Annotated in this window: 22 protein-coding genes and 1 tRNA gene; 14 read left to right on the top strand and 9 right to left on the bottom strand. The window is 62.7% G+C overall.

All coding sequences use genetic code 11. From position 1 onward, the window contains the following. The first annotated feature begins 81 nt into the window (after positions 1 to 81). A tRNA-Gly gene (locus tag PFU01S_RS11515) sits at positions 82 to 155 on the top strand. 48 nt (positions 156 to 203) lie between these two features. On the opposite strand, the gene PFU01S_RS11510 is transcribed toward PFU01S_RS11515, so the two are convergent. After that, positions 204 to 638 (bottom strand): HhH-GDP family DNA glycosylase, encoded by a 435-nt coding sequence (locus tag PFU01S_RS11510; RefSeq protein WP_173645883.1) that lies wholly within the window; start codon positions 636 to 638, stop codon positions 204 to 206. Next, positions 635 to 859: a DUF2188 domain-containing protein gene (locus tag PFU01S_RS11505; protein WP_028687226.1), complete on the bottom strand. Its 225-nt coding sequence runs from the start codon at positions 857 to 859 to the stop codon at positions 635 to 637. The genes PFU01S_RS11510 and PFU01S_RS11505 overlap by 4 nt, the downstream gene beginning before the upstream one ends. Before the next feature lie 251 nt (positions 860 to 1,110). Here PFU01S_RS11505 and PFU01S_RS11500 point away from each other — a divergent pair, with 251 nt between their 5' ends. After that, the gene (locus PFU01S_RS11500) at positions 1,111 to 2,121 is read left to right on the top strand and encodes a DUF4917 family protein (protein ID WP_027914556.1); all 1,011 of its coding nucleotides are present in this window, start codon (positions 1,111 to 1,113) and stop codon (positions 2,119 to 2,121) included. Positions 2,122 to 2,202: 81 nt separating this feature from the next. Here the strand turns inward: PFU01S_RS11500 and PFU01S_RS11495 are convergent, their stop codons facing one another. Continuing rightward, entirely contained in the window at positions 2,203 to 3,408 is a 1,206-nt protein-coding gene (locus PFU01S_RS11495; protein ID WP_028687225.1) for a class I SAM-dependent methyltransferase, read from the bottom strand. 66 nt (positions 3,409 to 3,474) lie between these two features. Next, positions 3,475 to 4,092, bottom strand: a complete 618-nt coding sequence (locus tag PFU01S_RS11490; RefSeq protein WP_028687224.1) for a membrane protein — start codon at positions 4,090 to 4,092, stop codon at positions 3,475 to 3,477. 185 nt (positions 4,093 to 4,277) lie between these two features. Between PFU01S_RS11490 and bglX the strand changes: the two genes are divergently transcribed. From bglX to PFU01S_RS11460, 6 genes are all read left to right on the top strand, one after another. Further along, on the top strand, positions 4,278 to 6,569 hold the full coding sequence (bglX, locus tag PFU01S_RS11485) for a beta-glucosidase BglX (RefSeq protein WP_028687223.1): 2,292 nt from the start codon (positions 4,278 to 4,280) through the stop codon (positions 6,567 to 6,569). 104 nt (positions 6,570 to 6,673) lie between these two features. Next, entirely contained in the window at positions 6,674 to 8,431 is a 1,758-nt protein-coding gene (locus PFU01S_RS11480; protein WP_028687222.1) for a sensor histidine kinase, read from the top strand. Beyond that, positions 8,425 to 9,759, top strand: a complete 1,335-nt coding sequence (locus PFU01S_RS11475) for a sigma-54-dependent transcriptional regulator (protein WP_028687221.1) — start codon at positions 8,425 to 8,427, stop codon at positions 9,757 to 9,759. The genes PFU01S_RS11480 and PFU01S_RS11475 overlap by 7 nt, the downstream gene beginning before the upstream one ends. Positions 9,760 to 10,001: 242 nt before the next feature. Then, a complete protein-coding gene (locus PFU01S_RS11470; protein WP_023534430.1) occupies positions 10,002 to 11,321 on the top strand; it encodes an MFS transporter in 1,320 nt (439 codons plus the stop codon). 382 nt (positions 11,322 to 11,703) lie between these two features. After that, on the top strand, positions 11,704 to 12,069 hold the full coding sequence (locus PFU01S_RS11465) for a hypothetical protein (protein ID WP_027914550.1): 366 nt from the start codon (positions 11,704 to 11,706) through the stop codon (positions 12,067 to 12,069). 117 nt (positions 12,070 to 12,186) lie between these two features. Then, positions 12,187 to 12,792, top strand: a complete 606-nt coding sequence (locus PFU01S_RS11460) for a flavin reductase family protein (protein WP_027914549.1) — start codon at positions 12,187 to 12,189, stop codon at positions 12,790 to 12,792. Here PFU01S_RS11460 and PFU01S_RS11455 read toward each other — a convergent pair whose 3' ends face one another. Both PFU01S_RS11455 and PFU01S_RS11450 read right to left on the bottom strand, forming a co-directional pair. Then, positions 12,793 to 13,035, bottom strand: coding sequence for a hypothetical protein (locus PFU01S_RS11455; RefSeq protein WP_033695025.1), 243 nt, complete (start codon positions 13,033 to 13,035; stop codon positions 12,793 to 12,795). Positions 13,036 to 13,116: 81 nt separating this feature from the next. Then, entirely contained in the window at positions 13,117 to 13,410 is a 294-nt protein-coding gene (locus PFU01S_RS11450) for an antibiotic biosynthesis monooxygenase family protein (protein ID WP_027914548.1), read from the bottom strand. Between the two features lie 198 nt (positions 13,411 to 13,608). On the opposite strand from PFU01S_RS11450, the gene PFU01S_RS11445 reads away from it, so the two are divergent. Continuing rightward, the gene (locus tag PFU01S_RS11445) at positions 13,609 to 14,529 is read left to right on the top strand and encodes an AraC family transcriptional regulator (protein WP_027914547.1); all 921 of its coding nucleotides are present in this window, start codon (positions 13,609 to 13,611) and stop codon (positions 14,527 to 14,529) included. A 45-nt stretch (positions 14,530 to 14,574) separates the two neighbouring features. Here the strand turns inward: PFU01S_RS11445 and PFU01S_RS11440 are convergent, their stop codons facing one another. Further along, the gene (locus PFU01S_RS11440) at positions 14,575 to 15,459 is read right to left on the bottom strand and encodes an MBL fold metallo-hydrolase (RefSeq protein WP_028687220.1); all 885 of its coding nucleotides are present in this window, start codon (positions 15,457 to 15,459) and stop codon (positions 14,575 to 14,577) included. Between the two features lie 102 nt (positions 15,460 to 15,561). On the opposite strand from PFU01S_RS11440, the gene PFU01S_RS11435 reads away from it, so the two are divergent. After that, a complete protein-coding gene (locus PFU01S_RS11435) occupies positions 15,562 to 16,467 on the top strand; it encodes a LysR family transcriptional regulator (RefSeq protein WP_028687219.1) in 906 nt (301 codons plus the stop codon). Between the two features lie 8 nt (positions 16,468 to 16,475). Here the strand turns inward: PFU01S_RS11435 and PFU01S_RS11430 are convergent, their stop codons facing one another. Next, positions 16,476 to 17,345: an isocitrate lyase/PEP mutase family protein gene (locus PFU01S_RS11430; RefSeq protein WP_027914544.1), complete on the bottom strand. Its 870-nt coding sequence runs from the start codon at positions 17,343 to 17,345 to the stop codon at positions 16,476 to 16,478. A 417-nt stretch (positions 17,346 to 17,762) separates the two neighbouring features. Between PFU01S_RS11430 and PFU01S_RS11425 the strand changes: the two genes are divergently transcribed. After that, positions 17,763 to 19,214: an MDR family MFS transporter gene (locus PFU01S_RS11425; protein WP_027914543.1), complete on the top strand. Its 1,452-nt coding sequence runs from the start codon at positions 17,763 to 17,765 to the stop codon at positions 19,212 to 19,214. Positions 19,215 to 19,291: 77 nt separating this feature from the next. Here the strand turns inward: PFU01S_RS11425 and ttgR are convergent, their stop codons facing one another. After that, positions 19,292 to 19,924, bottom strand: coding sequence for an efflux transport transcriptional regulator TtgR (ttgR, locus tag PFU01S_RS11420; RefSeq protein WP_023534320.1), 633 nt, complete (start codon positions 19,922 to 19,924; stop codon positions 19,292 to 19,294). A gap of 255 nt (positions 19,925 to 20,179) precedes the next feature. On the opposite strand from ttgR, the gene PFU01S_RS11415 reads away from it, so the two are divergent. The 3 genes from PFU01S_RS11415 to PFU01S_RS11405 are packed head-to-tail and all read left to right on the top strand — an operon-like array spanning position 20,180 to position 25,953. Then, positions 20,180 to 21,346, top strand: a complete 1,167-nt coding sequence (locus PFU01S_RS11415) for an efflux RND transporter periplasmic adaptor subunit (RefSeq protein ID WP_027914542.1) — start codon at positions 20,180 to 20,182, stop codon at positions 21,344 to 21,346. A gap of 3 nt (positions 21,347 to 21,349) precedes the next feature. Beyond that, positions 21,350 to 24,502, top strand: coding sequence for a multidrug efflux RND transporter permease subunit TtgB (gene ttgB / locus PFU01S_RS11410; protein ID WP_027914541.1), 3,153 nt, complete (start codon positions 21,350 to 21,352; stop codon positions 24,500 to 24,502). Further along, a complete protein-coding gene (locus PFU01S_RS11405) occupies positions 24,499 to 25,953 on the top strand; it encodes an AdeC/AdeK/OprM family multidrug efflux complex outer membrane factor (protein WP_027914540.1) in 1,455 nt (484 codons plus the stop codon). Before ttgB ends, PFU01S_RS11405 begins: the two co-directional genes overlap by 4 nt. Positions 25,954 to 26,087: the final 134 nt, after the last annotated feature.

The raw sequence follows: 26,087 nt of genomic DNA, 5'->3' as shown, positions 1-26,087 counted from the left end.
GGAAAACGGAGGGAAATGACGTTTTTTTATAACGCGGGCTTCTAATTTGCCGAACGTTCTGGTAAAAAGTGCAGCTCAGATGCGGGTATAGTTTAGTGGCAAAACGAAAGCTTCCCAAGCTTTAGTTGAGGGTTCGATTCCCTCTACCCGCTCCACCTTCAAGCCAGCGTTCACATGGCTTACGCTTCCTCTACCGCCCATCCTCATTGCGCACGTTGATGCTGCAGTACCGGCGCCGCTTCCCGCATGAAAATCTCGAGCGTCTTGGGCCCCACGCCTTCAAACCTCAGCAGCCAAGCGTTTACGTGCGCCATGTCCACTGCGTCGTCCAGCAGCACGTGGTCCATTTCCGCTTCAAGCCCTTTGCCCAACCGATGCAGCCGCCGGGCCGTGGATTCGTCGTAGCGTGCGTAACCGGCCTGACCCAGCAGCTTCACCAACGTGTGATGCGGGCACCTCGCCAGCTTGCCCGGTGTGTCCAGGCCGTGGGTATCGACCAGTACCTGATAGGCCTGGACCGCGACACTGGCGCGAATGCGCTTGCCGATCAGAAAGCTTGCAAGCAACCACTTGTAGAGGCCGCGCCCATGGCACTGGTGCATGTCGATGCCAAGCAGCGCGGCGCTGATCGGTATCAACCCTTGGTGCGCCGCGGGTCAGCGGAACGTGGGTAGGTGCGCTCTTCCTCGAGGGTGCCGTCGGCCTTGTGGATCTTCACCGAGGCGGTCTTGCCCTCAAAGAAGGTGGCCAGCGACCCCACCAGTTCTTGCTTGGTCGCGCTGTGTTTCGAGGCACGCGCAGCACCTGCCTTCTTCAGTTCCCACCCGTCGTTGGCAGGGCTTACATGATAGGTGTCCATGAGGGATCTCCTGTTCAGGTAAAGACATGACGATCTATGTGTCGGTGTGGCCGGTGCTGGCTAGGCACTGCACCGTGACCACTCAATGCCTTGGAGGGAATGAAGTCCGCTCGTGTTCACTTTCAATCCTCTGCAGATGCCCTCACCCTCACCAATGCACCCTACACGGCGCTGCCAGCTCTGGCACGGCGCACTCATGACCTGGGCTTGGCGTGGTAAAGTCTGCCGGATCCCGCTTTACGGACTTCAGCATGCCCGCACTCGACGCCACTCTCCCCGCCTGGTCAGACCTTGCCGACCAGTACCCCTGCGAAACCCTACTAGTCGGCAACGGCGCAAGCCGGGCCTTCTGGAAGCCGTTCGGGTACTTCTCGCTGTATGAGGAGGCGCAACGGGCCGGGCGCAAAAAGGGCTTGGCCATCAGCGATCAGGCCTTGTTCAAGTCGTTGGGCACTGAGCTGTTCGAACCGGTGCTGACCGCCCTCAACACTACGGTGCGCACCAACGCTGCGCTGGCCATCAACTCGACAGCGCCGCTTAACCGCTATTACTCCATCAAGGAGGCGCTGATCCACGCCGTGCGCACCGTGCACATGCCCTGGTCGGCCATGCCCGAAGCCGCCCTGACCACCCTCAACCAGGCCCTGCGCGGCTACCGCAACGTCTATACCAGCAACTATGACCTGCTGCTGGTCTGGGCCGTGCAGCACGACCCGAAGGGCTTCGCCGAATTGTTCGACGAGCAGGGTTTTTTCGACGTGCGCCGAACGACGGATAAAGGCACTCGGGTGCTGCACCTGCACGGTGGCATGCACCTGCTCAAGCTGCCTGACGGCACCACCCGGCAACGCAGTGCAAGCAGCGCTGAAATGCTCGAAGGGTTCGCCGTGAATGTGCCAGGTGAAGTGCCGCTGTTCGTCAACGAAGAGCGCAGCGACGAAAAACTGCGTGCCATCCGGCATTCGGACTACCTCAGCTGGAGCCTCGGCCAGTTGGCCGGTGAACACCAAGGCATGTGCCTGTTCGGCCAGCATTTGGACAGCAACGACCGGCACCTGCTCGAAGCCATTCGCTCAGCCCGGCCCAGCCACCTGGCCATTGCCATACGCCCATTGGGAGAGGCATCGGTCATCAATCAGAAGCGTCATTTCACCAGCCGCTTCGAAGACATGCCGGACACGGCCCTGCACTTCTTCGACGCCCAGACGCATCCGTTGGGGCTGGCAAGCACGACTGTGCAATTGATTGCTCAAGCTGAGTGATCAAGCATGCCTGCAGCATCAGAACGCGCTCATGAGCAGCGAAGCATGGATGAGCATATCCAAGGCTGGAGCGCATCAGGTTCAAAGTAAACCATCCGCCCGCAGCAACGTTTCAAGGCAATGCGCCTTCACGCCATAGAACGCCTTGAGCTGTTCTATCTTTTCCAGCAAGGCTGACTGATCCGCTGGCTGGCGCCGCTTGACGGCCAGGATCATCTTGTTCTTGTTGGTGTGCTCCAACGATATGAACTCGAACACCTTGGTCTCGTAGCCGCAGGCCTCCAGGTACAGTGCGCGCAGACTGTCGGTGAGCATTTCGGCCTGCTGGCCCAGGTGCAGGCCATATTGCAGCATCGGCTGCAACAGACCTGGGCTGTGCAACTGCGGGCGGATCTGCTTGTGGCAGCACGGTGAGCACATGATGATCGCCGCGTTGCAGCGGATGCCGGTATGGATGGCGTAGTCGGTCGCCACGTCGCAGGCGTGCAGGGCGATCATCACCTCGATGGCATCGGGCACCACGCTGCGCACATCCCCGCATTGAAACTCGAGCCCTGGGTGTTCGAGCCGCGCGGCGGCAGCGTTGCACAGCTCGACCATGTCCTGGCGCAGCTCCACCCCCGTTACCTGGGCATCGCGGCCCAGCGTATTGCGCAGGTAATCGTGCATGGCGAAGGTCAGATACCCCTTGCCCGAGCCGAAGTCGGCCACCCGCAAGCGCTGCTCGCTCGACAAGGGCGCATTGGCCAGGGCGTGGTCGAAAACCTCGATGAACCTGTTGATCTGCTTCCACTTGCGCGACATCGAAGGGATCAGTGCGCCCTGGCCATCCGTTACGCCAAGGTCACGCAAAAACGGTCGGGCAATGTCCAGGTAGCGCTTTTTCTCGCGGTCATGCCCGTTGCTGCCAACGGTTTCCCGGGGCGCCTGGGCGCCATGACGCTGCAGCATGGGCTTGCCCTTCTTGCTGAAGGTCAATTGCAGTTCACCCTCTGCATCGAACAGGTGAGCGTTGCGAAAATGTTCTGGCAGCAGCTCGGCGATGCATTGCAGAGCATCATCGAGCGGCAGGTTGCGGGTGATATCGCGGGTCTGGTGACGGTAGACCAGGGACAGGTTCGCCTGCCCCTTGACCAGCAAGGGCTTGGCGATAATGCGTTGCAGGGTCGGGTCGGTGCCCACAGGCCGCGCCAGTACCAGCTTGACCACAGTGTTGCCCTGCAAGCCGGTGCGAAGCAGGTCGAGAAACTGGACGCGCGCATCCGGTGGAGTAGAAAGGGCAGACATGGGCAAACGGTACCTCCAATAGCGGGGGCCGTATTCTACACCCCCGCGCAGTCGGCCAGGGTTGCGTTAGTCGAGGATTACCAGCGGCTGGGGCAAACGCCTGCACGCAAGCGCGCGTGGCGCCTGCTGGCCAAGGAGAAGGCCGCACGCCTCGACGCACTCGATCATGCCCTGCAAGGTTTGCCCTTGGCGAACCTGGCTGGCTAGACGGTCAGTGAGCGCGACCCGCACCGCGTCATCAAGGCAAAGCGCGACCTGCTTGTCCATCAGCAACCGTGCGTACTGCTCGGCCTCGCTGACGAAAATCATGACGCATCCGGCACCTGTAAAGGCCTGAGCGCCAAGGTCGAGAAATTGACGAGTGGCCAGACGCGACGCTCGCCAGCGGCGCCAGGCCCGCGGGACGGTCAAGCGTTCCAGGCGCGGGCTGCGCAACAGCACGCACAGGCCTACGAACAGCAGCACGTTGGCGACGATCAGGCCGCGCACGCTGGGCCAGCCCAGCACCCCGTGCAGCAAGCCTGGCAGCGCCAGCGCCAGCACGGCTGACCAGAATAGTGGGAAATACGCGTAATCATCGGCGCGGCGGGCGAGCACTGCCAGCAACGCGACATCCGTGCGCCGGCCAACACCGGCCATGGCTTCAGCGAGCTGACGCTGGTGGTAGGGTTCAAGCGGGGTCATGCCGTGTTCTCGTGAGCGTTCTTATAGTTGTTTTCCCGGTGTACGGGGCTTCGTCAGCACGCGACGGATTCAGGCATAATCCGCCGCAGGAAGATCTGCGTGCAAATCGTACAATAACAGCCGCCCGAAAACTTCGCCCGTGCGTGTGTCACCGTTGACCGTGCATCGGCCCCCTTACGGAATTCATGATGAAACTGTCTCTGCTGGGCCTGGCCATGGGCCTCGTCAGCCAGGCGGCTGTCGCCGCCACTTCCGCGCCGCCGCTCGAGAACAAACAGGCCTTCATCGACCATCTGATCAGCCAGATGACCGAGGCCGAAAAAATCGGGCAGTTGCGCCTGATCAGCATCAGCCCCGAAATGCCCCGGGAGAAGATCCGCGAGGAGATCGCCGCCGGACGCATCGGAGGCACGTTCAACTCGCGCACGGCACCGGAAAACCGGCCGATGCAGGACGCGGCCATGCGCAGCCGGTTGAAGATCCCGATGTTCTTCGCCTACGACACGGTACATGGCGAGCGCACCATCTTCCCCATCGGCCTGGGCATGGCCGCCACCTGGGACATGGACGCCGTCGCCAAGGTCGGCCGCACGGCGGCCATCGAAGCGGCTGCCGACGCACTGGACATGACCTTCGCGCCGATGGTCGACATCGCCCGGGATCCGCGCTGGGGTCGCACCAGCGAGGGCTTTGGCGAAGACACGTACCTGACGGCGAAGATCGGCCAGGTGATGGTCCGCGCGTTCCAGGGCAGCAGCCCGGCCAACCCGGACAGCATCATGGCCATCGTCAAGCATTTCGCCCTTTACGGCGCGGTGGAAGGCGGGCGTGACTACAACACGGTCGATATGAGCCTGCCGAAGATGTACAACGATTACCTGCCGCCCTACCGCGCTGCGATCGATGCCGGCTCCGGTGGGGTGATGGTTGCGCTGAACTCGATCAACGGCGTGCCGGCCACCTCCAACACCTGGCTGATGAACGACGTGCTGCGCAAGGAGTGGGGGTTCAAGGGCGTTACCATCAGCGATCATGGCGCCATCCAGGAGCTGATCCGCCATGGCGTGGCGCGCGACGGTCGCGAGGCTGCCAAACTCGCGATCAAGGCGGGCATCGACATGAGCATGAACGACACCTTGTACGGCGAAGAGCTACCAGGGTTGCTCAAGGCGGGCGGCGTGAGCCAGGCGGAGCTGGATCAGGCCGTACGCGAAGTGCTGGGCGCCAAGTACGACATGGGCCTGTTCAAGAACCCCTACGTGCGCATCGGCGCGGCGCAGAACGACCTCAAGGACTACTACGGCGAGGACCGCCTGCACCGCGACGCCGCGCGCGACGTGGCGCGCCGCAGCCTGGTGTTGCTGGAAAACCGCAAGCAGACACTGCCGCTGAGCAAAGACGCCACCATCGCCCTGGTCGGTCCCCTTGCCGACGCTCCGATCGACATGATGGGCAGCTGGGCGGCCGACGGGCGGCCCAACCACTCGGTCACGGTGCGCGAAGGGCTGCGCCGCGCCATCGAGGGCAAGGGCAAGCTGGTCTACGCCAAGGGCTCTAACGTCACCGGTGACAAGGCCATTCTCGACTACCTGAACTTCCTCAACTTCGATGCGCCGGAAATCGTCGACGACCCTCGACCACCTGCAGTGCTCATCGACGAAGCGGTCAAGGCCGCGCAGCAGGCGGATGTGGTCGTGGCCGTGGTCGGCGAATCGCGCGGCATGTCCCATGAATCTTCCAGCCGCACCACGCTGCAGGTGCCGGCCAACCAGCGCGCGTTGATCGAGGCCTTGAAGGCCACCGGTAAACCGCTGGTACTGGTACTGATGAATGGCCGGCCGCTGTCCATCGGCTGGGAGCGCGAGCAGGCCGACGCCCTGCTCGAAACCTGGTTCGCCGGTACCGAAGGCGGTAACGCCATCGCCGACGTGCTGTTCGGCGACTACAACCCCTCCGGCAAGCTACCGATCACGTTCCCACGTTCGGTCGGGCAGATTCCTATGTACTACAACCACACCCGTATCGGTCGTCCGTTCACGCCTGGCAAACCCGGCAACTACACCTCGCAGTACTTCGAAGAACCCAATGGGCCGCTGTATCCTTTCGGCTACGGCCTGAGCTACAGCACGTTCGAACTGTCGGGGCTCGCGCTTTCAGGCAACAAGCTCAAGCGCGGGGACACGTTGCAAGCCAGCGTCGTGGTGCGCAATACCGGCAAGGTGGCCGGCGAGACGGTGGTTCAGTTGTACGTGCAGGATGTGTCCGCCTCGATGAGTCGCCCGGTCAAGGAGTTGAAGAACTTCCAGAAGCTCATGCTCAAGTCCGGCGAAACACGGACCGTGACCTTCAGCATCAGCGAAGAAGACTTGAAGTTCTACAATGGCCAGCTGCAGCGCGTTGCCGAGCCCGGGACCTTCAACGTCCAGGTGGGCCTGGATTCCGAGGCGGTGCAACAGCAGGGCTTTGAACTGCTGTAAGTGTCGACCCTTGACGGCCATTTCGCGGAGAGACCGGAGCGGCGGTGCAGCGCTCCGGTTCCGCCAAAGCGGGCCCCTTCCCCACCCATGCGGATCTGCTCCCAATGCCTTTTTCCTTTCGCGCCCTGCGTCTGGGCCTGATCACCCTGGTGATCGTGCTGGGTACCGTGCTTTGTGCCAGTTGGGCCATGCACCAGGCCAAACGCCAGGCCATGGAGGCGGACGCCCGCCGGGCCAGCCAGCAACTGGGGCTGTACGCCAATGCCTTGCACACCCTCATCGACCGCTATCGGGCCCTGCCAGCGGTGCTGGCCCTGGACCCGGAACTGATCGACGCGTTGCGCGGCCCGGTCCAGGAGCAAACGCAGGCTGCCCTGAACCGCAAACTCGAGCGCATCAACGGTGCAGCCAACTCCTCCACCCTCGAACTGCTCGACCGCAACGGGCTGGCCGTGGCGGCCAGCAACTGGCGGCTGCCAACCAGTTACGTGGGCTCCAACTACGGCTTTCGCCCTTATTTCAAGCAAACCCGTAGCCTGGGTAACGGCCGCTTCTATGCCGTTGGCGTGACCAGCGGGGTGCCTGGCTACTTTCTGTCCAGCGCGGTGAATGACGAACAGGGCCGTTTTCTCGGCGCCATGGTGGTCAAGCTGGAATTTCCCGAGCTCGAGCGAGAATGGCGCCAGGGCAGCGACATCCTGCTGGTCAGCGATGCCCGTGGCATTACCTTCATCGCCAACCAGGACGGCTGGCGCTACCGGGAATTGCGCCCGCTGGACGGCGCCGACCGGGCCGAACTGGCGCAGACCCGCCAGTACGACAAACACCCGCTGATACCGCTGATGCACCAGGTGCTGACGCGTTTCGCTGAAAACAGCACACTCAGCCGGGTGCAGGCACCGCAAGGCGAGACCGAGTTCCTGTGGGAAAGCCTGCCGCTGGAAAGCGAGCAATGGACCCTGCACCTGCTGCGCAGGCCCCAGGTCGGTACCGACGCGCGCAATGCTGGCCTGGGTGCTGCAGCGGTATGGTTGAGCCTGGTATTCGCTGCTTTGCTGGTCAGCCAGCGCCTGCGCCTGTCGCGCCTGCGCCAACGCAGCCGCGAGGAGCTCGAGCGCCAGGTCGAGGAGCGCACCCGCGAGCTGCGCACGGCTCAGGAAGGCCTGGTGCAAACGGCCAAGCTGGCTGCCCTGGGGCAGATGTCCGCTGCCATGGCGCACGAAATCAACCAGCCCTTCACGACCCAGCGCATGCAGCTTGAAACCCTGAAACTGCTGCTGGACCACGGGCGTTACGACGAGGCTCGCCAGGCCCTGGAGCCGCTGGAGCAGATGTTGACGCGCATGGCGTCGCTGACCGGGCACTTGAAGACGTTTGCCCGTAATAGCCCCGGTGGCTTGCGCGAGCGCCTGGACTTGGCCGGCGTGGTCGACCAGGCGCTGGATTTGTTGCAGGCACGCCTGCATGCCCTGGACGTGCAGTTGGCCCTGTACCTGGCGCGTCCGGCGTGGGTGCGCGGCGATGCCATCCGCTTGGAACAGGTGCTGATCAACCTGCTGAGCAACGCGTTGGACGCCATGGCAGACAAGCGCTACCGGCGCCTGGAAATCCGCATCGAGCCCGATGCGCAGCACTGGCGCTTGAGCGTGCTCGATTCGGGGGGCGGCATCGCGGCCGAGGACCTGCCCAGGATCTTCGACCCCTTCTTCACCACCAAGCCCGTAGGGGACGGCCTGGGCTTGGGCCTGGCGATCTCCTATGGCATCGTGCACGACGCCGGTGGGCAGCTGCTGGCCGAAAACGTACCGGGCGGCGCGCGCCTGAGCATCACCTTGCCTCGCGATCAGGAGCCTGCATGTTGAACTCAGTGATGGTCATAGACGATGAAGCCAGTATCCGTACGGCAGTCGAGCAATGGCTGAGCCTGTCGGGCTTCGAGGTCCAGGTCTTTGCCCGTGCCGAGGACGGCCTGGTGCACATTGGCCGGGACTATCCAGGCGTGATCATCAGCGATGTGCGCATGCCTGGCATGGACGGCCTGCAACTGCTCGAACGGCTGCAGGCCGACGATCCGGACCTGCCTGTGATCCTGCTCACCGGTCACGGTGACGTGCCTATGGCGGTCGAGGCCATGCGCAGCGGCGCCTACGATTTCCTGGAAAAGCCCTTCACCCCCCAGCACCTGCTCGGCAGCCTTCGCCGGGCGTTGGAAAAACGCCAATTGGTGCTGGAAAATCGACGCCTGCATCAGCAGGCAGACCTCAGGACGCGCCTTGAAACCACGCTGCTTGGGGTATCACCAGGCATGCAGCAGTTGCGCCGCCAGGTACTGGATTTGGCCGCGTTGCCGGTGAACGTGCTGATTCGCGGCGAAACCGGCAGCGGCAAGGAGCAGGTCGCCCGCTGCCTGCACGACTTTGGCCCACGCGCCAGCAAACCTTTCGTTGCGCTCAACTGCGCGGCCATTCCCGAAGCCTTGTTCGAGGCCGAGCTGTTCGGCCATGAAAGCGGCGCCTTCACCGGCGCCCAGGGCAAACGCATCGGCAGGCTGGAATATGCCGATGGTGGCACGGTCTTTCTCGATGAAATCGAAAGCATGCCCCTGGCGCAACAGGCCAAGTTGCTGCGTGTGATCCAGGACCAGAAGATCGAGCGCCTGGGCGCGAACCAGAGCATCCACGTAGACCTGCGCATCATTGCCGCCACCAAGCCCGACCTGTTCGACGAAGCCCGGGCCGGACGCTTTCGCGAGGACCTGGCCTACCGCCTGAACGTTGCAGAGCTGCGCCTGCCGCCCCTGCGGGAACGGCGGGAAGACATCGTCCTGTTGTTCGAGCATTTCGCACAGGCAGCCGCGTCCCGGATTGGCCGCACGGCCCTGCCGCAGTCGGGCCTGCAGTTGGCTCAACTGCTGACCCATGATTGGCCAGGCAATGTGCGTGAACTGGCCAACGCGGCGGAGCGCCACGTGCTGGGACTTGGTTCGCCCATGCCAGAACAGGCGCCTGCCGGGCAGTCGTTGGCTGAGCGCGTGGAAGCATTCGAGGCGCAGTGCCTGCGTGCTTCACTGCGCCAACATGCCGGTGAGATCAAGGCGGTGATGCAGGACCTGCAAATGCCCCGCCGTACCTTGAACGAGAAAATGCAGCGTCATGGGCTGGTTCGGGACGAATTCGTCAACGCACCGTAAGCGGAAACTCGCCGACGTCTACGCCCTAATGAGCGGGATCTTGCCTATGCAGGTGAACTGGCCTGCCGCGGATCTCTCCCTCAGTGCGTCGCGCGTTCGGCGCAACGCCATGATTCATACGGGTTTCACCCAAGCGCGCACCCAAACGAAGCAATCGCGCCTCTTTTTGGCACACCTTCTGCAAAAGCTACTGCAAGCTGCGCCCTGCGCGCTTTCACAACAACAATGAGAAGGTGTCCCTGATGGATAACGCTACCTCCCTGCCTACCGGGGCGGCCGCAACGCCTGCCGCGCCAAGAACCACTGCCAGTCGCCTCAAGTCGATCTTCAGCGGTTCGATCGGCAACATGGTCGAATGGTACGACTGGTACGTCTATGCAGCGTTCTCGCTGTATTTCGCCAAGGCTTTCTTCCCGGCCGGCGATTCCACCGCTCAACTGCTCAACACCGCCGCCATCTTTGCGGTGGGCTTTTTGATGCGCCCGATCGGTGGCTGGCTGATGGGCATGTACGCCGACCGCAAGGGCCGCAAGGCTGCACTGATGGCCTCGGTGCTGCTGATGTGCGCAGGCTCGCTGGTGATCGCCCTCACACCCGGCTATGAAACCATCGGTGTGGCAGCGCCGGTCCTGCTGGTGGTCGCTCGCTTGATGCAAGGGTTGTCGGTGGGCGGTGAGTACGGCACCTCGGCCACCTACCTGAGCGAAATGGCCAGCAAGGAGCGTCGAGGCTTCTTCTCCAGCTTCCAGTACGTGACGCTGATTTCGGGCCAGCTCATCGCCCTGGCGGTACTGATCGTTCTGCAACAGACCCTGACCACCGAGCAGTTGTACGCCTGGGGCTGGCGTGTGCCGTTCGTGATCGGTGCCCTGTGTGCGGTGGTGGCCCTCTACCTGCGACGGGGCATGGAAGAAACCGCGTCGTTCACCAAGAAGGAGAAAGCCAAGGAAAGCCTGATGCGCACCTTGATGCGCCACCCCAAGGAACTGCTGACCGTGGTCGGCCTGACCATGGGCGGTACCCTGGCCTTCTACACCTACACCACCTACATGCAGAAATACCTGGTCAACACAGTCGGGATGAGCATCAGCGATTCGACCACCATCTCGGCCGCGACGCTGTTCCTGTTCATGTGCCTGCAACCCCTGGTGGGTGGGCTGTCGGACAAGATCGGCCGGCGCCCTATCCTGATTGCCTTCGGGGTGCTCGGTACGCTGTTCACGGTGCCGATCCTCAGCACCCTGCACACCATCCAGACCTGGTGGGGCGCGTTCTTTCTGATCATGGCCGCGTTGATCATCGTCAGTGGCTACACCTCGATCAACGCGGTGGTGAAGGCTGAGCTGTTCCCCACCGAAATCCGCGCCCTGGGCGTTGGCCTGCCCTACGCGCTTACCGTGTCCATCTTCGGCGGTACTGCCGAATACGTCGCCTTGTGGTTCAAGAGCGCCGGCATGGAAAGCGGCTTCTACTGGTACGTCACAGGCTGCATCGCCTGCTCGCTGTTGGTGTACGCCACCATGAAGGACACCAAGCAGCATTCGCGGATCACCACCGACTAAGCCCATCCCACGCTTAGCACTGCTTCGGGCGCCTAGAGGGCGCCCGATTTCGTTTGGCCACGCCGGGCCTCGTCGGATCATCCAGGCGCCAGCCCTCCTCTGCAGGCCCAGCTTGCACCTTCCCTTCCCGCACTGGCACGACGTTCGTCCGACGCGCTTGGCTTAATGGCCCATTAATCACACTCCGGCACATTACCCCCATCAGCAAAAGCGCCAGTACCTGCGCCTCGAAACTCCCCGGCTGCCTGCGTTCCAGCCCAGGTGCGCGCTCCAATCAATCGGATAAATAGATTATTAAGCACGATTTTTAGCACTTTTTAATCGCATTAATCGGCGTAGCATTCAGTTTATCGAAACGACACACCTACTCTGGAGCATCCCCATGAAAAGCAAATTCATCCTGACCCTCGCCCTTTTCGCATTTGCCGCAGGCGCATCCGCCGAAGATGGATTCGATCGCACCCATGCGCATACCTTCGCAGCGGCGCCTGCTCAGGCCACCGGCTATGCCGAGGACGGCTTTGACCGCACAGGCGGTCAGCGCTTCGCTGAAGATGGTTTCGACCGCACCGGTGGCCAGCGCTTCGCCGAAGATGGTTTCGACCGCACCGGTGGCCAGCGCTTCGCCGAAGATGGTTTCGACCGCACCGGTGCCCAGCGCTTCGCCGAAGATGGTTTCGAGCGCACCGGTGGCCAGCGCTTCGCCGAAGACGGTTTCGACCGCACCAACGCCCATCGCATTAGCTGATAGTAGCCATGCGCATTCAGCCCGGCTTTCGCCGGGCTCCAGCATTCCCAGTTGGCCTCAGGCTTGGCACACTGGTCGCCTCTCAAACCAGGAGGTGGGCCGGCAAGCCCAGCGCAGATGTATTACTACGAACCCGCCAAAGGCCATGGCCTGCCCCATGATCCGTTCAACGCCATCGTCGGCCCTCGTCCGATCGGCTGGATATCCTCGCAGGACCAGCAAGGCCATTTGAATCTCGCGCCTTACAGCTTCTTCAACGCCTTCAACTACATTCCACCGATCATCGGTTTCTGCAGCGTCGGGCGCAAAGACAGCCTGAACAATATCGAGCAAACCGGTGAATTCGTCTGGAACCTGGCCACCCGCCCCCTGGCCGAGCAGATGAACCTGAGCTGCTCGGCGGTATCGCCTGAGGTGAACGAGTTCGAACTCAGCGGCCTGACGGCCACGCCGTCGAGCGTGGTAAAGGTGCCACGGGTAGGGGAAACCCCTGTGGCGTTCGAATGCAAGGTGACGCAGATCGTGCAACTGCAGCGCGCCGACCAGGCGTTGGTACCCAGCTGGTTGATCCTGGGCGAAGTGGTGGCGGTGCACATCGCCGAGCGCCTGCTCAAGGACGGCATCTACGATACCGCAGCGGCCGAGCCTATCCTGCGTGGCGGTGGCCCGGCGGACTATTTCGAGCTGGGCAACCTGTTCAAGATGCCCAGGCCCAAAGCCTGATCACCAGATCAGCTCACCCGCTTCGCTGACACCTTGCAGGCGTTGCAATTCGCCCGTGGCCGCCTCGTCGGCAGCCACGGCGCCCTTGAACACTTGCCCATCGAGCACCTTGTGAAAGCGCGGTGCACCGCCCATGCCCATGGCCTTGACGGCAATGGCTGCGTGGTAGCCACCGCCTTCGGCCGGCACCATTGCCGACACGGCTTCGAACTGGGGAAACTCTCTACGTGCCATCTTTGCCATACGCCTTGTGGGTGAAACCTGGATGGTACACACTGGCTTGATGATGCGGCAATCATTGGCCTGGGCGCCCGTTGAACAGGCTCAACCAAACGTGTGCAGATCCAGACTGCTCACCACTTGGGACTGTACCAACTCGCCGAACACATTCAGCGTTGGCGAAGCGAAGTAACCATTCATCGCCTGCTGATCCTGCCAGCTACCGCTCAATAACCACAGGTCGTCATCAGCCTGCGAGCGTTGCACCGAAAAACTCAGGCAACCCGGGATGTCCAGCGATGGCACCAACAGGTCGCGCAAGCGTGCGCCCAGTTCGGCCGAGCGCCCGCTGCTGGCGCGAATCAAGGCAAGGTGGGTGACCGGTTGTTGTAGCCTCATTGCACACTCTCCCTGAAGCAGCAGTCGAATACCTGGCTTGCAAGGCTAGGGCCTGGGCGCGTTTGCGCGTTAGGCCATTACTGCACACCGATTGCCTGATTCTGCATCGCGGCAGGATCAGGCAATCGATCTGCAGTATTCGACTAGCTTCGGCGGTTGCCCAAACCTATTCTGCGTCGGTCAGCAGAGGAAAGCCCCATGTCCATCGCCCCGTCCCTTGATCCGCACCTGGAGGTCCAGCGCCAGGAGTTGGCCGACTTGATCGCTCGCCATGCAGGCGACCCTTATGGGCCGGCCTCGGCCATCGACAACCTGTTCCTGGTGCGCTACACCGAGAACATTCGCTCGGTACCTACCCTGGCGCAACCTGCGCTGTGCATTCTGGCCCAGGGCAGCAAAAGCCTGTTCCTCGGGGACGAACAGTACGCCTACGACCCGCTGCACTACATGGTGGTTTCGGTCACCTTGCCGCTGAGCGCGGTCAAGCTCGACGCCAGCCCGCAGCGCCCGAGCCTGGGGTTGCGCATGGACCTGGACCCTGCCGAGATCAGCCAGCTGATCGCCGACAGCGGTCCGATGCTGGTACCCAATCGCCCGTATGGGCGCGGCCTGTACGTGGAAAAAACTGACAGCGCGCTGCTCGATGCCTTGCTGCGCCTGCTCCGCCTGCTCGACACGCCACGCGACATCGCCATGCTGGCACCGCTGGTGCGCAGGGAGATTCTCTACCGCCTGCTGCGCGGCCCGCAGGGCTACCGGCTGTACGAAATTGCCTTGGCCAACAGCCAGACCCACCGCGTGTGCCAGGCCATCAGCTGGCTCAACGACAACTATCAGCGGCCACTGCGCATCGAGGACCTGGCCCGCGAGGTCAACCTCAGCGTTTCCACCCTGCACCATCGCTTCAAGGCGGTGACTTCGATGAGCCCGCTGCAGTACCAGAAGCAACTGCGCTTGCAAGAAGCCCGGCGGCTGATGCTCAACGATGGCCTTGAGGCCGCCGTGGCGGCCTATCGAGTGGGCTACGAGAGCCCTTCGCAATTCAGCCGTGAGTACAGCCGGCTCTACGGCGCACCGCCTATTCGTGACATGGCCCGGCTGCGGTCCAGCGCGGTGTAGCAAGACCAAGGTCACCGCAGCGCTGCATTGCGTACGCGCGCACCGTCACTGGAGGGGCCACTGCATCTCGCCCTTGGCCACCTTGGCGCTGAGCGCCAGCGCACTCTCATCGCCCAACCCCGGATAGCGTCGTTTCATGGCCTCGACCAGCGCAGCCGAATCGTTTGCTGCGCGCGCCTGCGCCTCGAAGGTGCGGATGTAATCGACGGTAAAGCCAACGGACTGCGGTGAGTAATCACTGGCACCGACGAAGTGCCCGGGCACCACGGTTTGCGGCGCAAGCGCCTGGATGTCCGCCAGGGTTTGCAGCCAATGGGCACGCGAGGACGCCGATTGTGTGTCGGCCATCCACACATGAATGTTCTGCGAAACCACGACCCCGCCAACCACTGCCTTGATCGAAGGTATCCAGACAAAGCTGCGGTCCGGCTGCGGTCCTTCAAGGCCACGCACCTCCAGCACCTGGTCCTCGAGCAGCAGGCGGTTGCCTGTCAACACCTTGGGCAGCACCAGCCGCTCAGGTTTTTGCGCCCCCATTTCAGGCCCCCAGTACGCCAGTTTGGCCTCCATGGTGTTGCGGATGTGTTCGACCGTGGCGACCGAAGCCAACACCTCGGCGTCAGGGAACGCTTGGGTCAAGGTTGCCAGGCCGAAGTAATAATCGGGGTCACCCTGGCTGATGTAGATCGTCGTCAAGCGCTTGCCACTCGCACGGATACGCTGCACCAGTTGCCGGGCGTGATCAGTGCCAAATTGTGCATCGATCAACACGGCGTCACGCTGGCCGCTCACGATCACCGAGCTGACCGCAAACGGCGCATCAGCGCCAGGGTTGTACACGTCCAATTGCAAGGGAGCGGCGGCCAGCAGTGGGGCGGCACAGGCCAGGCATCCGAGCACCAGGCCACGCAAGGGAGAAAGGAGTGTCATCGCAGGCATCCGTCAGAGTGGAAATGCCTGCAGCTTAAGGGGCGACACCCTGCAGAAAAATGCCATGCTTGCACATGGTTTGTTTCTGAAATCGGGCAAATGATGGATCGTTTAATAGCTATGCGCGTTTTCGTCACGGTAGTGGACCTTGGCAGTCAGTCGGCGGCGGCCGAGCACCTGCAGCTCTCGCGCCCCGTGGTCTCTCGGTACCTGGCACAGCTCGAAGCGTGGGTGGGCGCGCGGCTGATGCAGCGCACCACGCGCCGGCTCAGCCTGACTGCCGCAGGCCAGGACCTCCTGCCGCGCTGCAGGCAATTGCTGGAGTTGGCCAGCGAACTGCAAGGAGCCGTACAACAGCAAGACCAGACACCGCGGGGGACGTTGCGTATCAGCGTCAGTACGTCATTTGGACAGGCGCAGCTGGCCGATGCCGTGGCCGCCTATGTGCGTCAGTACCCATTGGTAAAAGTCGACCTGCAGATGCTCGATCGCACTGTGAACCTGGTGGACGAACGCATCGACCTGGCCATCCGCAACAGCAACGACTTGGACCCCAGCCTGGTTGCCCGCCGCCTGAGCGTATGCCGCTCGGTGATCTGCGCCGCGCCCGCCTACCTGGCCGAGCACGGCACACCCGAGCGGGTCGAGGACCTGTCACACCACAATTGCCTGACGCACAGCTATTACGGCAATGGAGTGTGGCAGTTCGAGGTCAACGGCCAGCAGGTTGCGGTGCCGGTTCAGGGCAACATCAGCGCCAACGAGTCCCTGACATTGCAAAAGGCGGTAGCAGCAGGCGCCGGCATCGCCCTGCTCCCCACCTATCAGGCGGCTGCCGCCCTGCGCAGCGCAGAACTGGTGCGCCTGCTTCCCGAGGCCAGGCCGCAGACCCTGGACCTGACGGCGGTCTATACCTCACGCAAGCACATGCCCGCGACCTTGCGCACCCTGCTGGACTTTCTCGTCCAGCGCTTCGAGGAGGAGCCGGCCTGGGACTGGGACCTGTAAGCGCCTGCTTACTCCTCGACGCTCATGTATTCCTTGGCCCAGCGGATGTAGTCCTCGGGCTGGGTGTAGGTATGCGAAAGCTCGGTGGCGCTCAAGTTATCGGACTTGTGCTGCTGGCCACGCTGCTGGCGCAGGCAGTCGTACGTCGCCTTGATGGCGGCGAAGTAAGCCGCGTGACCGTCGACGGCGATGCGCACGCCCAGGCTTGCCAGACGCGCGTCATCATGCAGGTTGGGGTTGCCGTAGGTCACCAGCATCAAGGGTACGGTCAGGTGGCTGGCGATCTGTTCGAGCTGGTCGAAGTCCTTCACCCCTACCATGCAGATGCCATCGGCACCCGCTTTCTGGTAGCTCTGGGTCCGCACGATCACTTCCTCGGTGCTGAGCACGCCGGCGTTGGTACGGGCGATGATCGACAGGGACGAATCGACGCGCGCCTCGAGCGCCGCGCGGATCTTGCCCACGCCTTCTTCTACCGATATGAGATCGGTGGACTTGCGCCCGAACTGGGCCGGCAACAGCGTATCCTCGATCGTCAACGCCGCCACGCCGGCACGCTCCAGCTCCGTGACAGTGCGCATCACGTTCAGCGCATTGCCGTATCCGTGGTCGGCGTCTGCCAGCACCGGCAACTGGGCCACGCGACCAATTCGCGTGGCTTGCTCGACGAATTCGCTGAGTGTGATCAGGGCAAAATCCGGCGCAGCCAGTACCTGCAGCGATGCCACCGAACCTCCGAGGATGCCGACCTCAAAACCCAGGTCCGCGGCAATGCGCGCAGACATGGGGTCGAACACCGAGGCGGTGTGGTAGCACGAACCTGAAGCGAGCAGCTCGCGGAAGGCAATACGCAGATCTTGGTGGGAAGCCTTGGGCATGATCACTCCGCAATTGTAGAAATTTCTGAACGGTAACTACCGGCCTCTGTATCGGGCGTACCTGCACAATTCATGGACCACTCAAGTCGCGGTCATGCTCCACATGCAGGCAGAGGAATAAAGGTGTAGGAGCCAGGGGAATCCGATTAACCCCCGAGAGGTCGCACCAAGCTAGTGCAAACAGGGGCTTAGCGCGGGATTGGCATACCAAAGATATCACGGGGCCAGCCTCTGCTGGATGAATGCGTTGATGCCGATCGTGCATAGGCGATGCTCAGAGTACATAGGAAGCTACGTAACTCAGGTTACACTGCCATGCTTTCACTGCCCCTGTGCAGGCGTGCCCTGGTCTTGATGGCGCGTAGCTGTAGCCTGCGGGATCGTTCGGATGAAGCCCACTCAAACCAAGGAACTGCCGTGCCCCCTGCCCTGCCTGCGATTGCCCTGCGCCAGATCCTGACCGCCTTGATGCTGGCCATCTTTCTCGGCGCACTGGATCAAACCATCGTGGCAGTGTCATTGCCTGCGATCTCCGCGCAGTTCAATGATGTCGGTCTGCTGGCCTGGGTCATTTCCGGCTATATGGTGGCCATGACAGTGGCCGTCCCGATCTACGGCAAGCTGGGCGATCTCTATGGGCGGCGTCGCATGATCCTGACCGGGATCGGCGTGTTCACTGTCGCCTCGATCGGCTGTGCGCTGGCTCAGGACATGCCGCAACTGGTGCTGGCCAGAGTGCTGCAAGGCATCGGCGCAGGCGGCATGGTATCGGTGAGCCAGGCGATCATCGGCGACTTCGTGCCCCCGCGCGAACGAGGCCGTTATCAGGGCTATTTCAGCAGCATGTATGCCCTGGCCAGCGTGGCGGGGCCGGTACTGGGCGGCTGGCTGACCGAGTACCTGTCCTGGCGCTGGGTGTTCTGGATCAACGTGCCGCTGGGCATCGCCGCGCTCTGGGCTATCCACCGCGCCCTGGCCGGTCTGCCCGTGCAGCATCGGCCCGCACAAGTGGATTATCCGGGCGCGCTGCTGCTGATCGTGGGCTTGGGCAGCCTGCTGCTCGGGATCACCCTGGTCGGCCAGGGGCAGGCCTGGACGGCGCCCGCCGTGCTAGGCCTGTTCACCTGCGCCGTGATCGCCATGATCCTGTTCATCCTCCAGGAGCGCCGCTGCGTCGAGCCACTTCTGCCGTTGACGCTATTCGGCAATCGCGCCGCGGTGCTGTGCTGGGGCGTGATTTTCTTCGCCAGCTTCCAGGCCATTTCCCTGACCATGCTGATGCCCTTGCGCTACCAGGGCCTCACCGGTGCCGGTGCCGACAGCGCCGCCTTGCATCTGCTGCCGTTGGCCATGGGGCTACCCATCGGTGCTTTTACCGCAGGACGTCTGACAACGCGGCTTGGCCGCTACAAGCCGCAGATCCTTACTGGCGCCCTGCTGATGCCGGTGTCTATCTTCGCCTTGGCGATCACGCCGCCGCAGGCCGGGCTGGCCAGTGCACTGTTCATGCTGCTGACAGGGATCGCGTGCGGGATGCAGTTCCCAACGTCACTGGTAGGCACGCAGAATGCCGTGCAGGCCCAGGACATGGGGGTCGCCACCAGCACCACCAACCTGTTTCGGTCCCTCGGTGGCGCCATGGGCGTGGCCTGCATGTCGAGCCTGCTGCTGGCCTTGCTGCACCAAGGCGGGTTCGCGTTGCTGGACAATCCGTTGCTGGGTACCTTCAAGGCCAACCAAGTGAGCCCTGAACTGCAGGCACACTTGGCGATCACTTTCCGGCATCTGTTGATGGCCAGTGCAGGGGTCGGCGTCATTGCACTGGTGGTGGCGGTGCTGCTGCCGGATCGGCCACTGCGCGGGCATTGAGGTGGCCCGCAGGGAAGCTCAGGTGCTGATCACTGGCACGTCCCTGGGGACTAGCCCTCACAAACCTTCACAAAGTCTCATTTGCGCATCGCCGGGCTCAAGCGCAGCATATCCAACCCGGCGTCGACCCATTTCTCGGCGTTGCCCAGCAGGTCCACGCTGTCGGGCAGCAACAGCCAGCGCCTGATCAACCCATCAACGTAAGAAAACATGGCCACCGCTGCCCGCTCCACATCCAGCTCCACCGGGAGTTGTCCACGGCGCACTGCATTGGCCAGGGCCAGGGTAATGCCTGTATGGCAGTCCACTACTGCCACCTGGCGCTGCTGGCGGATTTCGCACATGTCATCGGTGAACTCGCACTTGTGATGCAGAATCTCATTGATACGGCGTGTCCTGGCGTCGCGCACCAGGTCGTTGAACACTTGCAGCAGCAATTTGCGCATGCAGTCGAGCGGGTCGAGTTCGTCCTCGCTTTCGCTGGCGCGCGCAAGATGGTCATGGGTTTCATGCAAGCTATCGAGCAGTGCCTGCACCAGTTCGGCCTTGTTATTGAAGTGCCAGTAGATTGCACCTCGCGTGACGCCCGCCTGTTCGGCGATGTCCGCAAGGGTGGTTCGCGCAACCCCGCGCTTGTAGAAAGCCCTTTCTGCCGCCTGGATGATCTGGGCGCGAGTTTCCTGGGCTTCCTCTTTGGTTCGACGGACCATGGCAGTACAACCTCATCTGGCCCGAACGCGGCGACGCGTGCGGGAAGGCTCCGGGGCGCCTCTAGGGGCACCTGGCGGATCAAGCTAATCAAGGGCTGTGGCGGTAGCCATGGACAACCCGGCGGTATTTACAAACAACCATGAATGTAAGTATATTCCTTAGCAAGCTATTTATCCACCGGATAGCCATTTATCCAGATCAAGACATTCCATTACTCTTGAGCGTCTCCCTGCTCCTGCGATCCGAGGATTCTCATGCAATTCAAGCCAGCCGTTACCGCCCTGGTTTCAGCCGTAGCCCTCGCAACCCTGCTCAGTGGCTGCAATAAAGAAGACCAAGCCGCGCAGCAGCAACAGCAGCAGCAGGCGCCTCAAGTCGGCGTAGTGACCCTACAGCCGCAGGCCTTCACCTTGACCACCGAGCTGCCAGGCCGCACCAATGCCTACCGGATCGCCGAAGTTCGTCCACAGGTCAACGGGATCATCCTCAAGCGCCTGTTCAAGGAAGGCAGCGAGGTCAAGCAGGGTCAACAGCTGTATCAGATCGACCCGGCCGTCTACGAAGCCAACCTGAGCAAGGCCCAGGCAGACCTGCAGGCTACCCGCTCTCTGGCTGATCGCTACAAGCAGCTGATCGAGGAACAGGCGGTTTCCCGGCAGGAATACGACGACGCCAATGCCAAGCGCCTGCAAGCCGAGGCCTCGCTCAAAAGTGCGCAGATCGACCTGCGCTACACCAAGGTCCTGGCCCCCATCAGCGGCCGCATCGGTCGTTCGGCGGTAACCGAAGGCGCGCTGGTCAACAGCGGCCAGACCAATGCCATGGCCACCATCCAGCAACTGGACCCGATCTACGTCGACGTGACCCAGTCCACTGCCGAGCTGCTCAAGCTGCGGCGCGAGCTGGAAAGCGGCCAACTGCAGCGCGCTGGCGACAACGCAGCGTCGGTCCAACTGGTGCTCGAAGACGGCACCCTGTACAAGCAGGAAGGGCGCCTGGAGTTCTCCGAAGTGGCCGTGGACGAAACCACCGGCTCGGTCACCCTGCGTGCCATCTTCCCCAACCCTGACCACACCCTGTTGCCTGGCATGTTCGTGCATGCACGGCTCAAGGCGGGCGTGAACGCCAATGCCATCCTGGCACCGCAGCAGGGCGTGACGCGCGACCTCAAGGGCGCCCCTACCGCGCTGGTGGTGAACAAGGACAACAAGGTCGAACTGCGCCAGCTCAAGGCCAGCCGTACCGTGGGCAGCGACTGGCTGATCGAGGAAGGCCTGAACCCAGGCGACCGCCTGATCACCGAAGGCTTGCAGTACGTGCGTCCAGGTGCCGAGGTCAAGGTCAGCGAAGCCACCAACGTCAAGAAGCCGGACAGCCCCAACCAGGGCAACGCAGCGAAAGCAGACGCCAAAGCGGAGTAAACCATGTCGAAGTTCTTTATTGATCGCCCGATCTTCGCCTGGGTGATCGCCTTGGTGATCATGCTGGTCGGCGCCTTGTCGATCCTGAAGTTGCCGATCAACCAGTACCCCAGCATCGCCCCACCGGCCATCGCCATTGCCGTGACCTACCCGGGCGCTTCGGCGCAAACCGTGCAGGATACGGTGGTGCAGGTGATCGAACAGCAGCTCAACGGTATCGACAACCTGCGTTATGTGTCGTCGGAAAGTAACTCCGACGGCAGCATGACCATTACTGCCACCTTCGAGCAGGGTACCAACCCCGACACCGCCCAGGTGCAGGTGCAGAACAAGCTCAACCTGGCCACCCCCTTGCTGCCGCAGGAAGTGCAGCAACAAGGTATCCGCGTCACCAAGGCCGTGAAGAACTTCCTGATGGTGATCGGTCTGGTGTCCGAAGACGGCAGCATGACCAAGGACGACCTGGCCAACTACATCGTCTCCAACATGCAGGACCCGATCTCGCGTACGGCCGGTGTGGGTGATTTCCAGGTGTTCGGCGCCCAGTACGCCATGCGCATCTGGCTCGATCCGGCCAAATTGAACAAGTTCCAGCTGACCCCGGTGGACGTCAAGACCGCCGTGGCTGCCCAGAACGTTCAGGTCTCCTCCGGCCAGCTCGGCGGCCTGCCAGCCGTGCCTGGGACGCAGCTCAACGCCACCATCATCGGCAAGACCCGCCTGCAGACTGCCGAGCAGTTCGAGAAGATCCTGCTCAAGGTCAACAACGACGGCTCCCAGGTACGCCTGGGCGATGTGGCCCAGGTCAGCCTTGGCGGCGAGAACTACGCCGTCAGCGCCCAGTTCAACGGCAAGCCCGCCTCGGGCCTGGCCGTCAAGCTGGCCACGGGCGCCAACGCACTGGATACGGCCAAGGCCCTGCGCCAGACCATCGCCGACCTGGAGCCGTTCTTCCCGCCAGGGGTCAAGGCGGTATTCCCGTATGACACCACGCCGGTGGTCACCGAATCGATCAGCGGGGTCATCCATACCCTGATCGAAGCCGTCGTGCTGGTGTTCCTGGTGATGTACCTGTTCCTGCAGAACTTCCGCGCCACCATCATCACCACCATGACCGTACCGGTGGTTTTGCTGGGCACCTTCGGCATCCTTGCCGCCGCAGGCTTCAGCATCAACACCCTGACCATGTTCGCCATGGTGCTGGCCATCGGCCTGCTGGTGGACGATGCCATCGTGGTGGTGGAAAACGTCGAGCGGGTGATGTCCGAAGAAGGGCTGCCGCCCAAGGAGGCGACCAAGCGCTCCATGGAGCAGATCCAGGGCGCGCTGGTGGGTATCGCCCTGGTATTGTCCGCCGTACTGCTGCCCATGGCGTTCTTCGGGGGCTCCACCGGTGTGATCTACCGCCAGTTCTCCATCACCATCGTCTCGGCCATGGGCCTGTCGGTGCTGGTGGCGCTGGTCTTCACCCCGGCGCTGTGCGCCACCATGCTCAAGCCTTTGAAAAAGGGCCAGCACCATGAGGCCAAGGGTGGGTTCTTCGGCTGGTTCAACCGCAGCTTCGATCGCAGCGTCAACGGCTACGAGCGCAGCGTGGGGACCATCCTGCGCAACAAGATTCCGTTCCTGTTGGGCTATGCCCTGATCGTGGCCGGCATGATTTTCCTGTTCACCCGCATTCCAACCGCGTTCCTGCCCGAGGAAGACCAGGGTGTACTGTTTGCCCAGGTGCAGACGCCGGCCGGCTCCAGTGCCGAGCGTACCCAGGCAGTGGTCGATCAGATGCGCGAATACCTGCTCAAGGACGAAGCCGACACGGTGTCCTCGGTGTTCACCGTCAACGGCTTCAACTTCGCAGGCCGCGGCCAGAGCTCGGGCATGGCGTTCATCATGCTCAAGCCCTGGGGTGAGCGTACGGCGGAAAACAGCGTGTTCGGTCTTGCCCAGCGGGCGCAGCAGCACTTCTTCAGCTTCCGCGACGCCATGGTCTTCGCGTTCGCACCACCAGCGGTGCTCGAGCTGGGTAACGCCACAGGCTTCGACGTGTTCCTGCAGGACCGCGGCGGTGTCGGCCATGCCAAGCTGATGGAGGCCCGCAACCAGTTCCTGGCCAAGGCTTCGCAAAGCAAGATCCTCAGCGGTGTACGCCCCAATGGCCTGAACGACGAACCGCAGTACCAGCTGACCATCGATGACGAGCGTGCCAGCGCCCTGGGCGTGACCATCTCGGACATCAACAACACTCTGTCGATTGCCTTCGGTGCCAGCTACGTCAACGACTTCATCGACCGCGGCCGGGTCAAGAAGGTCTACATCCAGGGCGAAGCCAATGCCCGGATGAGCCCGGAAGACCTGCAGAAGTGGTATGTGCGCAACGCCGATGGCGAAATGGTGCCGTTCTCTTCGTTCGCCAAAGGTGAATGGACCTACGGCTCGCCCAAGCTCTCGCGCTACAACGGCGTAGAAGCCATGGAAATCCTCGGTGCGCCTGCCCCTGGCTACAGTACCGGTGAGGCCATGGCCGAGGTCGAGCGCATCGCCGGCGAACTGCCAAGCGGCGTAGGTTTCTCCTGGACGGGCATGTCCTACGAGGAGAAGCTGTCTGGTTCGCAAATGCCGGCCCTGTTCGCCCTGTCGCTGCTGTTCGTGTTCCTGTGCCTGGCAGCGCTGTACGAAAGCTGGTCGATTCCGATCGCCGTGGTGCTGGTGGTGCCACTGGGCATCATCGGTGCGTTGATCGCTACCAGCCTGCGCGGGCTGTCCAATGACGTGTACTTCCTGGTCGGCCTCTTGACCACCATCGGCCTGGCGGCCAAGAACGCCATTCTGATCGTCGAGTTCGCCAAGGAATTGCACGAGCAGGGCCGCAGCCTGTACGACGCGGCGATCGAGGCGTGCCGCATGCGTTTGCGCCCGATCATCATGACCTCGCTGGCCTTCATCCTCGGCGTGGTACCGTTGACCATCGCCAGCGGCGCTGGCGCCGGCAGCCAGCACGCCATTGGTACCGGCGTGATCGGCGGCATGATCAGTGCGACCGTGCTGGCCATCTTCTGGGTACCGTTGTTCTTCGTCGCAGTGTCGTCGCTGTTCGGCAGCAAAGAGCCGAAAAAAGATGACACCCCTGAAACTCCACGTTATGAGGCTGGGCAATGACCAAGTCTTTGTTGTCCCTGGCAGTCACCGCTTTCATCCTCGGCGGCTGCTCGCTGATTCCCGACTACCAGACCCCGGAAGCACCGGTGGCTGAGCAGTGGCCGCAAGGCCCGGCCTACTCGCCCACCCAGTCGGCGGACGTCGCTGCCGCTGAACAGGGCTGGCGGCAGTTCTTCAACGACCCGGCGCTGCAGCAACTGATCCAGACCGCGCTGGTCAACAACCGGGACCTGCGCGTCGCGGCGCTGAACATCGACGCCTACCGCGCCCAGTACCGCATCCAGCGTGCGGACCTGTTCCCGGCGGTGTCGGCCAACGGCAGTGGCAGCCGTCAACGCATCCCGGCGAACATGTCGCAGACTGGCCAGTCGGGCATCACCAGCCAGTATTCGGCAACCCTGGGCGTCAGTGCCTATGAACTCGACCTGTTCGGCCGCGTGCGCAGCCTTTCGGAACAGGCGCTGGAGACCTACCTGTCCAGCGAGCAGGCGCGTCGCTCCACCCAGATCAGCCTGGTGGCGAGCGTGGCGAACGCCTATTACACCTGGCAGGCCGACCAGGCGCTGTTCAAGCTGACCGAGGAAACCCTGAAGAACTACCAGGAAAGCTACAACCTCACCCGGCGCAGCAACGAGGTGGGCGTGGCGTCGGCGCTGGACCTGAGCCAGGCCCGCACGGCTGTCGAAGGCGCCCGGGTCAAGTACTCGCAGTACCAGCGCCTGGTCGCCCAGGACGTGAACAGCCTGACTGTCCTGCTGGGGACCGGCATCCCCACAAACCTGCCTGAACCACTGCGCCTGGACGCCGATCAACTGGCCGAAGTACCGGCAGGCCTGCCGTCGGACCTGTTGCAGCGCCGCCCTGACATCCAGGAGGCCGAGCACCTGCTCAAGGCGGCCAACGCCAACATCGGCGCTGCCCGCGCGGCCTTCTTCCCCAGCATCAGCCTGACGGCCAATGCGGGCACCTTGAGCACCGACATGGGCGGGCTGTTCAAGGGTGGGTCGGGCACCTGGCTGTTCCAGCCGCAGATCAACCTGCCGATCTTCACCGCCGGCAGCCTGAAAGCGAGCCTTGACTACGCCAAGATCCAGAAGGACATCAACGTCGCCCGCTACGAGAAGTCCATCCAGACTGCGTTCCAGGAAGTATCCGATGGGCTGGCTGCGCGCAAGACCTTCGAGGAGCAGTTGCAAGCCCAGCGGGACCTGGTGCAAGCCAACCAGGACTACTACCGCCTGGCCGAGCGTCGGTACCGTATCGGCATCGACAGCAACCTGACGTTCCTCGACGCCCAGCGCAACCTGTTCAGTGCGCAGCAGGCGCTGATCGGTGACCGCCTTTCGCAGCTGACCAGCGAAGTCAACCTGTACAAGGCACTCGGTGGCGGCTGGTACGAGCGCACCGGGCAGGCCAACCAGCAGGCCTCGGTACAGACGCCCCGCGGCTGATACCCGCCCGCTTGCTCACCACCCGCCAGGCCTCGACAGACGCGGTGGGTGATGAGCAAGGCGCGGCCCTGGCATTCGCCAGGCTGATGATGATGGTGACCACAGCTATCCTGAGCTATATCGGGCACACCCCG

Source organism: Pseudomonas fulva NBRC 16637 = DSM 17717 (assembly GCF_000730565.1).
In the GTDB taxonomy this organism is placed as follows: domain Bacteria; phylum Pseudomonadota; class Gammaproteobacteria; order Pseudomonadales; family Pseudomonadaceae; genus Aquipseudomonas; species Aquipseudomonas fulva.
This window is presented reverse-complemented; position numbering and strand designations above follow the sequence as displayed.